This is a genomic window from Sulfurovum iocasae (assembly GCF_047716765.1).
Lineage (GTDB): Bacteria > Campylobacterota > Campylobacteria > Campylobacterales > Sulfurovaceae > Sulfurovum.
The window spans coordinates 2195483-2211213 of record NZ_CP180410.1; the positions used below are offsets into that span (position 1 = coordinate 2195483).

A 15731-nucleotide genomic window follows, 5' to 3' on the forward strand; every position below is an offset into this window, starting at 1 on the left:
GCTACAACTATTAATTCTTTCTAAAGTGAACCATCTTAAATCTATCACCCATCATCGTGGGTGATATGAGGGTTTTAACCCTGTCTGCTTCCCTCACATACTTCTCTTGTGTTGTCTGTTTTGCAAACTGTTCGAGTATCTCTATAAGTCCAAAGCGTATTAACGCACGTGCTTGTGTCTCATAAGCCACTTCTTCAAATCCTTCAGAAGAGAATGCCTCGATAACATGTCCAAAATTCACATCATAGGTAATATCATCTTTTTTATAGGATTCAGATAGGTTCAGTGCTTCATCAAAAAGAGGAAATGTTTCATGTGATCTATAGACACGGATAGAAAAATCATTACGTACATACTTCTCACCATAATCAAATGAGACAAAGTCACATTTTTCTATACCACTTGACATCTCTCTTGCAAAATCTTCGTACCCTACTGCAATTTCACCCTGAGTCAACCGATGCGTTTTTGCCCACGCCAGCATCTTTGTGGGAGCCTCTTCCCAGCTAATTTCATTTGCTTCCACAGAAGCTATCTTTTCATCTTTAATGAGTTCACAGGGAAAAGCATCAAAGATTTCATTGGCCACAACAAAAGCATACTCTACTTCAACTTCAGCGATGTCATTGAAATGCGTGATCTGTATATCATCTCCAAAACGCTCTTTTATGTAAGCAAGTTGTGCTTTTTGTACCTCTGACTGGCGCTCTACGATACCAAATTTAAGTGTTTGCACTAAAGTAGGGTTACAGGTATAGAGCCACTGTATCATATCACATAACAGGTACCCCTGGTGTGCTCCTATTTCAATGAGCCAGCCATTTTTGTCTGCTTTACCCTCTTTGATGAGTGTATAAAAGTAGTTTGCGATACTTGCACCAAAAAAACTGCTTGTACTCACTGCTGTATAGAAGTCACCTGATTTACCTATGGCTTTGAAGTTCTTATAGTAGCCCTCTTCACCATAGAGCCACTCATCCATATACTGACTAAAGTACATTCTCAACCCGTATATAAAGCTTCAGTAACTGCACTTGTTTATCTATCTTATATATCTTTTGATCTAACTTTCTGATCTGTAAAGAGTTTTGCATGATATCTGCATCTAACGAAGTTTTTTCTCCTGCTTGCGCAAGATTTTTAGTCAAACGGAAAAGGCTTTGATAGACCTTTTCATCTTTTTTAGCCAAAACTATTTTTTTATCTAAAATATTCAAACTGTTATGTATCCATTCATACTCTTCTGTTACTTGATCTTTTCTATCAAGTACCTGGACTGCCGCTCTTAATTTTTCAACTTTACTTGCTTCTATATCAGTGAGTGAGTTAATATCAAGTGGCATAGAGACAGTAAATCCATAATTATAATATTTCTCTTCTATTCCAGGTCTAGCATAAAGCGGATTGAGGTCTCCATCAATATATTGCCCCTGTAATGAGACTGTTGGTAAATATTTTGCCGTTGTTACATTAGCATTATATGCTGACTGCTCAGCACGGAGTCTATCTTTTTTTAGCTCAAGGTTTTGTTCACTATAGTTTGACTTACTCATCAACTTTAATACAGGAAGACGTAAGCCATCTGGCTTTTTATCACTTAGAAGTGAAAATCTCTGCTTTAACTCTAAAAGATTTAATTCCAACTCAAGCAGTGTTGCTTCATCCTGACTCTTTTTCAAAATAGCTTGATCCAAAAAACTACTGTCTAACAAACCGGCATCATAACTATCACGTTTTTGGTGTATATCTATTGTGTCATTTTTTATCAGGTATTTCATTTTTTGCTGTTCAAGTCTATTTTTCTTCAAGTTAAAAAGTATGGAAACAGCATCACCGATCATTTGACGTTTTTGAAGCCTCAAGTCTGCTTCATTTGCATCACGAAGTGCTTGGGAATACTTAATCGCATAATAAATTCCACCTGATCTGAATATAGGCTGGTCTATAATGATAGAGTAACTTCCGGTTATACTCGTTCTGTCTGAAAACTGTGTCGAATACCTCTTATTGTACTGCAATCTTACAGGATTGATCCAACTCTTTGAAAGCATATCACTCTCAAGATCATTACTTTGGAATTGATAATCAAAGAGTAGCTCTTTATTGTCAGAAAGTATATCACCCAATTCATCTGCTTGAACGACAGAAGAAAACAACAAACTACAAAGTACTAATAGCTTTTTCAAAACGCTTAAATCCTTCATCTATCTCTTCCTTACTTATTGTTATACTTGGTAAGAATCGTACGGTATTACGACCTGCTTTAAGCACAATGAGCCCCTCTTGCAAACTCTGTTTCTGTACAGCAGTTTGAATCTCAGAACTTTTTGCCCGCAAACCTCTCATAAGCCCTAAACCAACCTCTTTTTCAAAAAGATCTCCATAATTTTTAACAATATTCTCTAATTTCTGTTCAAAATAGAGATGTGCCTCGGCGATAGCCCCACTCTCATATAACGTTTCAAGTACATCCAGCACAGCCAATCCTGCAGATGTACTCAAGTAGTTACCTCCGAAAGTACTCCCGTGATCACCCGCACTCAATACCTCTTTATGCTTCGTCATCACTGCTCCGATAGGTACACCCCCACCTAAACCTTTAGCAAGAGTGATAATGTCCGGCTCTATCTCATACAAATTTGAAGCTAAGAACTCACCTGTTCTATACACTCCTGTTTGTACTTCATCAACGATGAGCAAAATACCCTCTGCTTTTAAATGTGCTGCAAGGTCCTGTATCTCTTTTTTTTCAAAAGGTTGTACCCCACCCTCACCTTGTACAAGTTCTATCAGTACCGCAACTGTTTCATCATCTATGGCCTTGTAAACATCTGATATAGACTTTTCATATGAAAATCCTGCTGGATAAGGAGAAAAGTGTGGTGTATGAAAACTCTCTTGACCTGTAGCTTTCACTGTAGTGATCGTACGTCCATGAAATGAATGTTCTAAAGTGATGACTTTATAGCGTTTCTCATCAAAGTTGATCTCACCATATTTACGTGCGATCTTGATCGCCCCTTCATTTGCTTCTGCTCCTGAGTTGGCAAAGAAGATAGCCATATCATAACCAGAAAGCTCTACGATTTTCTCTGCCAGTTTTGCTTGGGGTTCTATGACTTGTAAGTTTGAAATATGGATGATGTTTTTAGCCTGTTCACAAATAGCAGAAGCAAGCTTTTCATTTCCATGTCCTACAGAGTTCACCCCTATTCCAGATGCAAAATCTATATAGTCTTTACCATTCTCATCATAGAGTGTGGAACCTACACCTTTTACAAAGTTCGTATAATCCCGTGCATAGGTTTGAAGTACATATTTTTTATCTTGTTGTTCTAAGTTCATTTTATTCCTCTATTCTTTCTATCTCTACTTTCACTTCCTGATAACAGGCATTGTTCCCTTCTTCACTAAGGATGGCAGGAGTGAGGTAGTTGACACCCACTGTATTATTTGTTATCAGCACACAATCAAGACGAAGATCTTCATTGTGTTTTACGGTAAACTCGTGTTTACCGTGTTCAGAGCTTATCTGAACTCTTTCACCCTCACTGTATCCTAACTCTGGATGCAATTGTACCTTATCATCTCTAACAAACTGTGTATTGAGTGATTTGTTTGATTTGGGTGAAAGCAACCAAAAAGTTTCGTCTTCTTTCTTGTTTTTACTTGTTTTACGATATTTTCTAAAACGTTTCGTGTTGATAAAATCATCATCATAATCTTCAATGAACTCAAACTCATCATCACCCTCTTCACCAAAGCCTTCGCTATAAGGAAGTGTTTCATAGCCTGCAGCAACATAGTGTTCACCCTCTTTTTCACACTGATCAAGCCATGCATCAATATAGTATGATTCATCTTGCAAACCTGAAAATCCAAAGGCATCGAACAGACATTTTGTAAAATCATATTCACTGATACCTATATCTGAATCTATGATCTTATTCATCTTTTCAACATACTGATGCCCATAACCCAAACGTACATCTTCTTTCTCAAAGAAATTCTTTGCAGGGATGACTATCTTTGCCAGCTTTGAAGTCTCGTTCTCATGTAGTCCAAAGTAGATAAGGTTTTCCACATCCTCAAGTTCCTCTTTCACACGATTACTGTCTGGCATAGACGCTGCAGGATTACCCCCTTGCACCAGTACAGTATCGAAGTCTGAAAATTCTGTAGTTGCCTTTTGAACACGCTTACACTCTACTGAGAATGGATTGTCAAACCCCAACTTGGAATTACCCAGATAACTTACACCACACTCCTCTTGTCCAAAAAGTCCAAGTGTCGCAGCCAGTGAATCTATGGCATGTAATACATACGAACCTGTACTGTATTTCTGCACACCTGTACCTACCAGAAAAACCACTTTTCTGTCACGCAGATAGTTCAGCATACGACCCATATCACCCAGATCAACACCGATATACTCTAAAATGGACTTAATACGGTGTTCACGTGTAAAATCATAGAAATCTTCATGCTCAGAAGCAAACTCATCCATCCACTCCGTTGCATCACTGTCTTCCATAAAGATGAACCGAGCCAGCATTATGGCTACATAATAGTCTGTACGTGGTGCGATCTGCAGAAAAAAATCTGCTTTTTTTGCAATGACCGTACGTACAGGGTCAATCACCACGATCTTTTTACCTTCCAAGTAAGGCATGATGTGAGAATTTGTTACAGTAACATTGCGGCCCCAGACTACTACCACTTCAGCTTTATCTATCTGCTCCAAAGGAAGTGTTCTGTTCACACCTCTCCCCATAACGATACCTGCATCCCCAGAACCATCACAAAGACTCCCTTTGGTAAGCGATCCTTCTATTTTCTCCATAAAGAGATTGGTTACCTCTTGCATCACACCAAAGTTACCTGAACCTCTCCAAAGCAGTGACTTCTCTGCTTTAAATGCTTCAGATACTGCTTCAAGTGCTTCTTCCATACTTACTTCTAGCCCATTTACACGAGACTTTTCAATACGAGGCGTTTCAAACATATATTTATTGAGTAATGCACATAAGGCACCATTTCCTGCAGGATGGGAAGCATCTCCTTTTATCTTCAAAGCATCATCTTCTACGATGACTCTACACGCATCATAACAGTCCAGTCCACAAGCTGTATTCATTACTTTATCTCTACCTTCACAAGTTTTGAAAATGAGTTCTTAGGTGCAGGGATATGGATTTCGGCACGGTAAGAAGAGATGAACTTTTCATCTGCCACACGCCATACTTTATTAACTCTGTATTCTGTCTTTTCACCATCAATATAAACTACTTTCTGCTCTATCTGATCTAACTCTTCAGGTGCTAAAAAAAGTACCAATTTTGCTCTGCTCGCATCTTCTACCTGTGCCAAAGAAGAACCGGGGTTTACAAAATCACCTTTACGTACCATAAGTTTATACAGATACTTATTTTCCAATACTAAAGACTTTTTAGCAATGCTGTCTTTAAGCTGTGCAACCTTGTACTTCATATCCATGATCTGTTTTTCCAAACTTACTATCTTTTCACGTGTACTAAGGTATTGGGTCTTTGCAGAGGTGAAACTGCTGTAGGCATTGTCTTTTTGTGTTTTTGATGCTGTAGCAAGTTTAGAGATACGATTATAATATCCTTCTTGTCTCTTCACTGTACCACTTAAGCTCGTTGCTATCTCTTCGTTGATACCTAGCATTTTTTCAAGTAAAACCACACTCTTTTTTGAGTCTTCCAGATTTACTTTATCTAAACTGTCATCAAGATGGATCACTCTTTTTGAAGTCACCATGCTACCCTCAGCATCAAGGTCAACATACATAACCAAAGCACTTACAGCAGATTTTAAAACAACTGATTCATAGGGTTCAACTTTTGCGTAGTGTACTTTTGCAAAAATAAATAACGGGGTAAACAGTAGTAGAAATACTTTCATCACTAATCTCTTTTTTTATTGATTATATCGAAATAGTGTTAATTGAACCCTCTGAATAACCCAGGTACTCATAACATCATTAGCTTTTGTCTATCCCTTAATACATAGATATCATATAAAAATATCGTACATATATTCTTACACTTTAAAAAGGTAAAAAACCTCATATACTTTTATAAAGTTTTTAATGCTCTCTTTTCCTTATGGCTATGTAAAAAACTATACATTGTCGGAAGGTAAAAAAGGTTTAATATCGTACCCCATAAAAGCCCAAAACCAATAGTAACTGCCAATGGCTGGAAGGTCACTGCCTGTGCTGTAGCAAAGAATATCAGTGATGAAAGCCCTATAACTGTAGTAATAGATGTAAGTACGATAGGTCTGAACCGTCTTGCCGCAAGACGAAATATGTCATCTTTATGCTTGGATGTCTTCAGTGTTGACATCATGATAATACCATCATTGACTATGACACCAGCCAATCCCAATGCACCAATAAGAGAGGGAAGTGATATATTGAGTCCCATGATAAAATGACCTGCATATACCCCAAGAAAAGAGAAAGGGATAACAGACATCACAATGATAGTCTCCCTCAATGAGTTGAAAAGATAGAGTATAGAGATGAAGATCAGGATAATTGCAAGTACTGAAGCAAGTACCATTTCAGTCTGCATAGTTCTTTTTTGTTCTCTCTCTCCTTTAAATTTCAGCTTTATACCCTTTACTTTTTTTAGTTTTTCAATGGTTGGAGCGATTTTCTCTAATACTTCTGTTGCCGTTATTACAGATGAATCAACATTTGCAAAAACATAAAAGTTAGTTTCACCATCATCTTTAACTAATCTTTCCAAAGACTCTACTGTTTCAAATTCACAAATATCTTCAAGCTTCACAAATGTATTATTTTTCAAAGGTATTTCAAGTTTTTTAAAGTTCTCCAGATCATCTTCAATATTGAATGACTTTACTTTTATTTCTAAAAGCTCTTGACCATCAAAGATCGTACCAACCCTTTTTGAAAGATAAAGGTCAGAAATATAGCTCCCTAAGTACTTCTCAGTAATCCCAAGTTCTTCACCATAGGTATTGAGTTTGAGCTTTATCTCATCAACTCCGACCTTAACATTATCACCAAAATATTTGATCCCTTTTACTTTGGAAAAACTATCTTCTATATCTCTAATAGCTTTGATTGCTTTTTGATAATCATCACTGATAACTCCTATACGAATATCTGCTTTTGTATGGCCCATTTTATTTTCTACGACCATTAAATTACTTAAGTGAAATGTCTTTTTATACTTTTGCTCTTTCAACCATACTCTGAGATCTTTGGATATTTGTTGTGAAGAGATATCCCTGATCCTCTCTTTAGGATCATAATAAAAACTTAGATAAGGGGTAATATATTTATCTACAAAATTTAAAGGTTTCATCTTATGCAACTCTATAGATATATATCCTACATAAGGGTACATTTCAGCAGAGCCGGTTGCACTTCTTCTGTACCCTGCCGTTGAGCTTACATGTTTTACAAAAAATCTCTCCTTTTGCTGTAAAATATCTTTTTCCAGTATTTGCACTATTTCCAGAGACTCTTCCAGTGTCGTTGTAGGCTTTGCTTTAAATGTTATATTTATAGATGAGGCATCAAAAGGTTGAAACATTTGAAACTTGGAACTCTTTACACCTTGGTAGATCAAGGCAGGTACAATAATTAAAAATATAAGTAAAAAAGTTTTTTGGTACTTCACAAATAGTTTTAAGATCCTTGAATAGTATGCATTGATCTTTTCCCATGAAAGTGTCCTTGAATTTAGAGAAAGCGTATGAGATGCATGAATAGGCAAAAAGATAAAGGATTCAATCAGTGATGCAATGACAAGTGCAGAAAATGCAATAGGGATCAGTTGTATGATCTCACCTAGCCTTCCACTTAGCATTAAAAGAGGAATGAAAGAGAATAACGTGGTCAATGAAGCAATAGTAACCGGTTTTGCCACCTCTTTTACCCCTAAAAGAGCTGCTTCTTTGGCAGAGTGTCCTTTTTCAATATATTGTTGGATATTTTCACTCACGACGATCGCATCATCAACAATAATCCCGATCGCAAGCAGTACACCTATGAGTGAGTTGACATTAATACTGTACCCTGTAAAATAGAAATAGATAGCACCTATGACAAAAGAGGTAGGGATACCCAAAGCGATGATAAATGCTATACGTATATTTATCAGAAGTGCGGTTAACAATGTGATGAGTATGACACCTAACAGGATATTGGAGATCACAATATTCAGTCTGTCTTTTATAACAGTGGATTTATCCATCCTGACATTGAAATCAACCCCATTCACACTCATTTTAGCTATAAGTTTTTTAATATCCTGCGCTATACTGACGGCATCACCTTTTGGGTTTTGTGAGACAGCAAGTGTTATAGAATTAGCGCCATTCATGCTTGCAAGTGTTGATGAGTCTTCATATCTTTTTTCAATACTGGCTATATCTTTTAAAGCAATTTGCTGATCATTGATGCGTATCATGGTATCTTCAATTTCTGTAGAGAGTTTTTTACCATTACTTGTAGAGATGTAATATTGCTTTTTAATATTCTCTATCTTTCCAAGAGGAAAGATATAGGAAAGTTCTGAAAACATTCGTATAGTTTCAGCCAAAGAGAGGTTATATGCATTGACTTTTTTCTCATCTATCAACACTTCATAAAAAAGTTCAGAATCACCAAATATAGTCACATCTGATACATCTTTAATGGAAAGAAGTTTACTTTTAAATTTTTTAGACAGGTCTTTTAGCTGATCTCTGGGAAGTTCAGAAGAGAGTATGGAGACATGCATGATGCTTCTTGAGTGTGCAACACCTCTAATAATAGGCTCATCCATATCACTTGGAAGATTAACTCGTATAAGTGATATGGCATCTTCTACATCACCGATGACCACATTCTTATCTACTCTTTTATCAAGTTCCAATATGATAGTGAATCTGCCTGGAGATATCACCGATGTAACCGTTTGTACACCTACAATATTTTTAACTTCATCTTCTATCTCTTGTACAGCCATTTTATTTAAGCTGTCTACGGAAGCTCCTGCGTAGGAGCCTCTCACTGTAATAGAGTCAGGTTCTATGGTCGGAGATATCTCTTTGGGAATTTGAGTATAAGCATATACACCTACAGCAAAAAGAAGAAAAAACAGAGTATAGTTTATTTTATAATTATCAATAAAAAACTTCAATACTTTTTCAAACATAAACTATCCCTGTTATTTTATATATTTTTTTTACTCTGCACTGTTTTCGTATTCATACGCTTCATGTGCCAAGATCGCTGCTCCGTATGCTGTGGTTATTTGAGGAAACTCAGGGATAAATATCTCTTTACCCAATTCATTTTCTATGGATTGAACTAACCCAATGTTCAGTGCAGGTCCTCCATCAAAATAGATCCCCTCTTTTATACCGATTCTTTTGACCAGTTTTATGATCCTTTTGGCAATGGAGTAATGCACTCCTGCAACAATATCCTCGACACTATGGTCATTCCCCAGAAGTCCTATGATCTCAGACTCTGCAAATACTGCACAGGTACTGTTGATCGCCAGAGGGGTACCTTCAGATTTAAAGTGATACTCACCCAGCTCATCCACTTCAAGTTCAAGATTCATAGCAACCACATCCAGAAATTTTCCCGTTCCTGCTGCACACCTGTCATTCATAGCAAAGTTTACCACATTTCCTTCATTATCAAGTGAAATTGCTTTGGAATCCTGACCACCAATGTTTATAATAGTTTTAATTTCACACTCATCCTTTGCTGCAGCTACTGCACCTAAAGCGTTTGCAGTGATCTCACTTATATTTTCATCTGCTTCTTTAAATAGTTTTCTTCCATACCCCGTGGAAACAGTATATACTACATCTTTTTCATCGATATTTAATTCACTAAGAATTTCTTTAAGACTCTGCTTTGCATACTTATAAAACATACTTCCACTGGCACTTATTTTGTGTCCTACTAATTGTTTGTTCTCATCTACAAGTGCAACTTTAATAGCTGTTGAACCTATGTCAATTCCTGCAAAATATTTCATAATTTTTTTCTCCGTCTATTTTTAAGTGACTCCACAAATGCTTCTATCCTGGTTGTCAGTTGTCCCAAATGACTCGGAGAGTAATCACTTTCAATATAGAGTATAGGTATCCCCTCTTTCTCCATTGCTTCCAAAACAGACCTCTGTTCCATCTCATAGACCTGACATCCTGCAAAGGCCTGATAGACTACACCCTCAGCCTTATACTCTCTAACCAGATCAACTATTCTTCTCTTTCTGTCCTCATTCTTTGTAAAGATCGGGCAGGTACACCCTTTTAAATATCTATCTGCAACGGAATCAACCATATCATACATGAACCACTCATCCACACTTACCATATCATTGAACATTCTATTGGACGAACATGTTTCATCTGCAACGATCACTGCATCGGACTGCTCTATCAAAAGAGGGATCTTAAGATTTGGAAATATTGGTGGTGAGCCTGTATATACGATCCTAGGGCTTCTTTTACCTGCCGCATTTACCTCATCATTAACCCTCTGTTCTGTCTCTTTTAAAAGTTGGGTCGTTGCTTCTATCCAGTTATCTATTTTATCAAAGAAAAAGGCATTGGTAACCAAAAACATATCTGTTCCTAAAATAGGGATATTATGATTTTTTCGCAATATATTTAATTTATGATAAAGATGCTGGGCATACCCTACTTTTTTGATAGCTTCTTTCAATTTTTTCTTTGTTAACTTTTTATTTAAATCAGAACTTAACTCTTTGGTAAACTTCCTTACACTCCGTCTCCAATACTCTCTGCTCTCTTCACTCTCTTTTGTTCTTGGAAACTCCATATCAAAGACCGAATACCCCATATCTTCAATAATAGCACCGGATTTTGCTTTTTGGTCACAGGTTGTCGGTGAGATGATCACATCAGGCTTGTCTGTAAAGTTATTTGATGAAAATTGCCCAACAGTTGCCTTGACCAAAGGACAAGATTTTGCAGGAAGCAGGTCACTTCCAATATCATCATCAGTATAAAAACCGTTACACAGTCTAATAGGCACTGCATCTAGAGCATAGATAATCTCAGAGGGTACCTGTATACACATCGTTCCAACCTTTACCTTGTCATTATGCAGAGCCTGCTGTTTACAGTGCACATTTTCATAAAGATCGTAAAAATAATCCATCGCCTTTGGAGGCTCTTTGAAGTCATGTTTTATTTTATCCAATACCATAGCAGCTTCCATTGCCTTATGGCGGTTTTGTCTCTCTTTTGGAGTTTCTATTTTGGATTTCTTTACGTCTTTAGTCATCTTTTTCCTCCAATTTATCCATCTCCATTCTTTTTGAAAAACCACCTTTTGTTGATGTAAATACTTTCATGTTCAAGATATCGACATGTAAAGCATCATCTTCAGGACAAGCAGCTACACACTTCATACAAAGGATACAGTCATCCCTTAAAATATTTGTACTCTCTACATCATCAGCTATATCTTTGATCTGCATATCACAGACATTATAGCAGTCACCACATTTTGTACATTTGTCACCATCTTTTTTAAGCTTTATCAGTGCCGCGTCACTAAAGATGTAATGCATCGCACTCATAGGACAAAAAAAGCAGAAAAACCTTTTTTTGATAAATGAACCCACAAAGAACAGACCTGTGATCATCAGACCCAAAGTAGTCAAAACCATTGCACTTTTTGTTGAGAAATCCAAACTCCACTGAGAAACATCTCCTACAAAAAGCGGTGTGATCATTCTCCCTGGACATATCTCGCAAAAAGCAGTTCTCCACTCACCCCCAAGAAGACCTAGACCAACACCAACAGGAGCCAATATCACAAGAGCAAGCATGAAATATTTTATCTTTTTTAATTTATTGAATTGTGGCTGCGTATAAGTACTGTATCTAATACCAAGTTTTTTTCGCAAACCTGTGATCCAATCCTGCATTGTTCCTAAGGGACAGGCATATCCACACCATGCTTTGTTAAATACAATAAACCATAATAAGAAAGTTAGAAAACCAATCAGGACAGAGATACTTGCCGCACTAAAAAGTACATCCAGAGGACGAGCCAGCTGATGCTGAAGCGGAAGGAAATAACACATACCTCCAACTTCTCTATCATATCCGCATGAAAACATTGGGATACTATTTCCTAAATTAACAGCAAAATACCCTCCGTATACAAAGAGTATAAAGAAAAAGATCTGCAGCCAAAATCTAAATTTTCTTATATCTGCATTGTTGATAAAATCTTTAATTTTTTTCATTGAAATTCACCTCTTTAAACGGTTTTTCACGTCTTCTTCTATACCAGTAAATCACAAACCCGGATATGACCATTGCTACAGTTGCTGCTAAAAGCCCATATGCATATGACATATATCCACTCTCTCCGGGATAATAAAGAGATGCATAGGTTGTAGTGTATTTTATATTTTCATACGCCTCGTCATCATGCTCTCCTTTACTCTCTTGCGTATAAGATGCCGTGAGTAAAAATTTGTTTTTATGTCTTCTGTCAAACTTCTCCCACTCAGGGAAATAGTCTTTTAAAAGGAGGAAAGTTGCTATTCCATCTTTATCTGTTTTAATGGTTTTTGACCATCCTGTTTTTGTAGAGAGTGTTAAGTTTGCTCCTTCTACAGGCTTAGAGTCCAAAACTACTTTTATTCTGATCTTATCACCAGAGTAAAGACGGTGATAAAAGGTCTCACCCTCTTCTCTGAGTCTTAAGATATCAAAAGGCACTTCTTTTATCGTATGGGCTGACATCTTCTCATCATCATACACTGCATCATTGCTATGGTTGAATCTCATATATTCATATTTTGCCGTACTGAGATATAAGGTATTATCATCAACTGTTTTATTGGTATAAAAAAGATTGTAGTATCCATTGTCTGGCATTTTAAAACTTACCGATTTACACCCTCTGTCTCTTGATTGTTTAGCTTTTATTGTCTTTAAATTTGCATCCAGCACATAAAGTTCAGCATTTATATCACCTATACAGCTTAACTTATCTGATCTGTCCATAAAAACAGGCCATACTTTTTTTGTAGGGACTTGCCCTCTTGAGCCGCCATGCATATGCCCACCGTGTCCACCTCTTTTCTTAGCTGCCGGGTTTTTATCGGTAAAATAGACAACATCAGTGGCAGATACCTCTTTGATCATTTTCTTTGCAGATGTATCAAAATCTTTCAATGCAATTTTGAATGCCGCATCAAAATTTACTACTTTCCCCTGGTATCGTTTAGAAAACTTAACAGCATCCTCTTTTTTGGCAAATGCATATTTACTTACTTTGCTCATAGTGGCTTTTTTCTTACTTCCTACAACATAGAATGCACTTTTCGCATCTATGAACTTCAAGCTTTTAACATCAACAACCTTGAAATCTTTGATAGGCATTTTTTTAATATTCTTCTCTTCAGCCAAACAGTGGATAGAGCAATACTGTCTAACAGCTTCATCTAAATGTGCTGCATGATTTGTTTTATAGAACATTGGAAGTTTCATACCACAGGTGATACACGATGCTTTATCTTCTCCTGATTGCAGAAGTATGGCTTTGTCTTTTGGAACGCTCTGGAACATCGCTCCACCACCACCATGATTTCCATGTCCTCCAGAAGCTCTCCCGTAGGTATCTAAAATATACCCTCTGTACATATTAACACTTAAAAAGAATATGATCAAAGAAGCGGCAAAAGGATATGCAATCATTTTTCTTACTTTATCAACATCGAGGAGTTTCATTCTTTTATACAGTATGATCAATGCCCAGGCAATGGCAACCCATTTGAGCAGACCAAATATATGAAGCCAGCTGTCTCCTCTTTTTGCCAGTGATGCAACATCTACCGAAAAACCAAATCCATAAGCAAATCCTTCCACAATACGCTCATATCCTCTTGTGAAAAATGTCTCAAGTGAGTGGGCAATAGAACCTAAAATGAACAGAGGGGCATAAGAGTATCCCAAGTCATAAAAAGTAGAGCTAAAATCTTTTTTAAGTATCTTAGAGGCGATGAACATACCGATAATAGCAGCTAAAATAGTAAATAGCATTGCATAAAGAAATGCAAAAAGTCCAATAGGATCAATGGCTCCAAAACTAATGAATCCTTTGAAAAATTCAGCTGTTTTTGACCAGATCATATCACCGGCAGCATTACTTCTTCCGATACCATGATGAAATGACATGGTAATAGGAATAGAAGCCAAAATAAGCACAAATGCCCAAACTTCCGCTTTGACGATTCTAAATTTTGAAAACAGTGAAAAAGAAGGCTTCTTATATTTAAAACTGACAGCTTCACACGCTGCACTACAATCCATACATAAAGTACAGTCCATCATAGAGTTTCTATGGTCAAATGTAAATGGTTTTAGATTGTAAGGACAAGCTGTTGCACACTCAAATGTTCTACACTCATCACATGCACTCTTATACGTACCCAACCAGGTAAAAGAGAGTTTACCATACGCTCTAGTCAGTGTACCAATAGGACAGATATATTTACAGTAACTCATATCTTTATATAAAAAATAGATCACAAAAGAGAGTAAAGTCATCACTGTAAATAAAATGGCCGTGCCCAGTGGTGTTCTATAGACACCTGGGAACATATAGTAAATTCCCCACCAGCCTATCACAAGTAACAACAGACCTATATACCTGTTTTGCATCCATTTTGGCATGGTTTTTTTCAATCCGAATTTTGTAATATATTTACCCATAAATCCATGAGGGCAAATACCACAAAAAATTCGTCCAAACGTCGGAAGAGTAATTACCATAAACAGAGACCAGAAAATTCCCCAAAACAGTGCCCACGTAAATGTATTTTCTTTACCGGTATGTGCAAAACCAAGGTATATAGCATATAAAAACAAGGCTAAAACAACTACTTTTAGTGCCATGATAAATTTTTGATTTTTAAATAAAAAACCTAATATCGGTTTTGAGTATATATCATCTTTGTCGCGTTTTATAAAATCTACCACTATGTATCCTTTATCTTTAAATTAAAGTATTAAAACACCATTTAATACCAATACTCCTACCATTATCAACAGCAGTGCTGCAAAGCGCTCTATCCATATCTTGTAAGAGGAAAACTGAACCATTAAGCCTTTGATCACTTTTGAGACGATAAAGCCATAAAAAAGGATCGAAAAGATAACAGCCCCTACACCAAAAAACAATCCCAAAGCCGCTGCATTGTAAAAAGTACTGCTGTTTACCGCAACTGCCAAAAGTGCCATTATCGGAGCACATGGATTGACTGACATGGTTGCACCAATAGTAAAAAAACCCAGTTTATTTAACTTTGGTTTCTTTATTAAAGGTGTTGTGTGTCCGCATGAACTAGCTGCTTTAAAACTTTTATAGAACAAAAAAAGCCCCATAGAGATCGTACTGACCCCAAGAATGATGCTAAACAGACTATTGTCATCCAATATTTGCTTTACCCAAAAAGAACTCAGATAAGCAATGATCGCTAAAAGTGTATAGCTGAATATCCTACCCAAACTAAAGGGCAATATGATCCCCAGTGCCTGTTTTGTATCGTTTGAATTACCCACAAGCAGAGGACTTAAAAAGGGCATACATGAAAACATGCATGCCGTTGCTCCGTAAGAGAGTCCTATGATAAAAATCGAAAAAAGTGTTGTTGATTCCAACTAAATTC

The 15731-nt window shown here is 36.8% G+C and carries 11 protein-coding genes; all 11 read right to left on the reverse strand.

From position 1 onward, the window contains the following. Positions 1–10: 10 nt before the first annotated feature. The 11 genes from ACLHDG_RS10850 to ACLHDG_RS10900 all read right to left on the reverse strand — a co-directional run bounded on the left by ACLHDG_RS10850 (position 11) and on the right by ACLHDG_RS10900 (position 15723). Positions 11–1000 (reverse strand): SAM-dependent methyltransferase, encoded by a 990-nt coding sequence (locus ACLHDG_RS10850; protein WP_415406254.1) that lies wholly within the window; start codon positions 998–1000, stop codon positions 11–13. Continuing rightward, positions 990–2186 (reverse strand): TolC family protein, encoded by a 1197-nt coding sequence (locus tag ACLHDG_RS10855; RefSeq protein ID WP_415406255.1) that lies wholly within the window; start codon positions 2184–2186, stop codon positions 990–992. The genes ACLHDG_RS10850 and ACLHDG_RS10855 overlap by 11 nt, the downstream gene beginning before the upstream one ends. Beyond that, positions 2161–3345 carry an aspartate aminotransferase family protein gene (locus ACLHDG_RS10860; protein ID WP_415406256.1) on the reverse strand — a complete coding sequence of 395 codons (1185 nt, stop codon included), beginning with the start codon at positions 3343–3345 and terminating at the stop codon, positions 2161–2163. The genes ACLHDG_RS10855 and ACLHDG_RS10860 overlap by 26 nt, the downstream gene beginning before the upstream one ends. Before the next feature lies 1 nt (position 3346). After that, positions 3347–5137: a molybdopterin-dependent oxidoreductase gene (locus ACLHDG_RS10865; protein WP_415406257.1), complete on the reverse strand. Its 1791-nt coding sequence runs from the start codon at positions 5135–5137 to the stop codon at positions 3347–3349. Then, positions 5137–5928, reverse strand: coding sequence for an HlyD family efflux transporter periplasmic adaptor subunit (locus tag ACLHDG_RS10870; RefSeq protein ID WP_415406258.1), 792 nt, complete (start codon positions 5926–5928; stop codon positions 5137–5139). The genes ACLHDG_RS10865 and ACLHDG_RS10870 overlap by 1 nt, the downstream gene beginning before the upstream one ends. A gap of 173 nt (positions 5929–6101) precedes the next feature. After that, positions 6102–9206: an efflux RND transporter permease subunit gene (locus ACLHDG_RS10875; RefSeq protein ID WP_415406259.1), complete on the reverse strand. Its 3105-nt coding sequence runs from the start codon at positions 9204–9206 to the stop codon at positions 6102–6104. 30 nt (positions 9207–9236) lie between these two features. Further along, positions 9237–10046 carry an acyl-CoA dehydratase activase gene (locus ACLHDG_RS10880; RefSeq protein ID WP_415406260.1) on the reverse strand — a complete coding sequence of 270 codons (810 nt, stop codon included), beginning with the start codon at positions 10044–10046 and terminating at the stop codon, positions 9237–9239. Further along, positions 10043–11323 (reverse strand): 2-hydroxyacyl-CoA dehydratase, encoded by a 1281-nt coding sequence (locus tag ACLHDG_RS10885; RefSeq protein ID WP_415406261.1) that lies wholly within the window; start codon positions 11321–11323, stop codon positions 10043–10045. Before ACLHDG_RS10885 ends, ACLHDG_RS10880 begins: the two co-directional genes overlap by 4 nt. After that, on the reverse strand, positions 11316–12296 hold the full coding sequence (locus ACLHDG_RS10890) for a 4Fe-4S binding protein (protein WP_415406262.1): 981 nt from the start codon (positions 12294–12296) through the stop codon (positions 11316–11318). Before ACLHDG_RS10890 ends, ACLHDG_RS10885 begins: the two co-directional genes overlap by 8 nt. After that, positions 12283–15042, reverse strand: a complete 2760-nt coding sequence (locus ACLHDG_RS10895; RefSeq protein ID WP_415406263.1) for a nitrous oxide reductase accessory protein NosL — start codon at positions 15040–15042, stop codon at positions 12283–12285. Before ACLHDG_RS10895 ends, ACLHDG_RS10890 begins: the two co-directional genes overlap by 14 nt. A 21-nt stretch (positions 15043–15063) precedes the next feature. Next, a complete protein-coding gene (locus tag ACLHDG_RS10900) occupies positions 15064–15723 on the reverse strand; it encodes a sulfite exporter TauE/SafE family protein (RefSeq protein WP_415406264.1) in 660 nt (219 codons plus the stop codon). Positions 15724–15731: the final 8 nt, after the last annotated feature.

Coding starts and splice junctions, on each gene's coding strand:
- ACLHDG_RS10850 (WP_415406254.1), bottom strand. CDS start 1,000: ATGTACTTTAGTCAGTATATGGATGAGTGGCTCTATGGTGAAGAGGGC.
- ACLHDG_RS10860 (WP_415406256.1), bottom strand. CDS start 3,345: ATGAACTTAGAACAACAAGATAAAAAATATGTACTTCAAACCTATGCA.
- ACLHDG_RS10865 (WP_415406257.1), bottom strand. CDS start 5,137: ATGAATACAGCTTGTGGACTGGACTGTTATGATGCGTGTAGAGTCATC.
- ACLHDG_RS10870 (WP_415406258.1), bottom strand. CDS start 5,928: ATGAAAGTATTTCTACTACTGTTTACCCCGTTATTTATTTTTGCAAAA.
- ACLHDG_RS10875 (WP_415406259.1), bottom strand. CDS start 9,206: ATGTTTGAAAAAGTATTGAAGTTTTTTATTGATAATTATAAAATAAAC.
- ACLHDG_RS10880 (WP_415406260.1), bottom strand. CDS start 10,046: ATGAAATATTTTGCAGGAATTGACATAGGTTCAACAGCTATTAAAGTT.
- ACLHDG_RS10885 (WP_415406261.1), bottom strand. CDS start 11,323: ATGACTAAAGACGTAAAGAAATCCAAAATAGAAACTCCAAAAGAGAGA.
- ACLHDG_RS10890 (WP_415406262.1), bottom strand. CDS start 12,296: ATGAAAAAAATTAAAGATTTTATCAACAATGCAGATATAAGAAAATTT.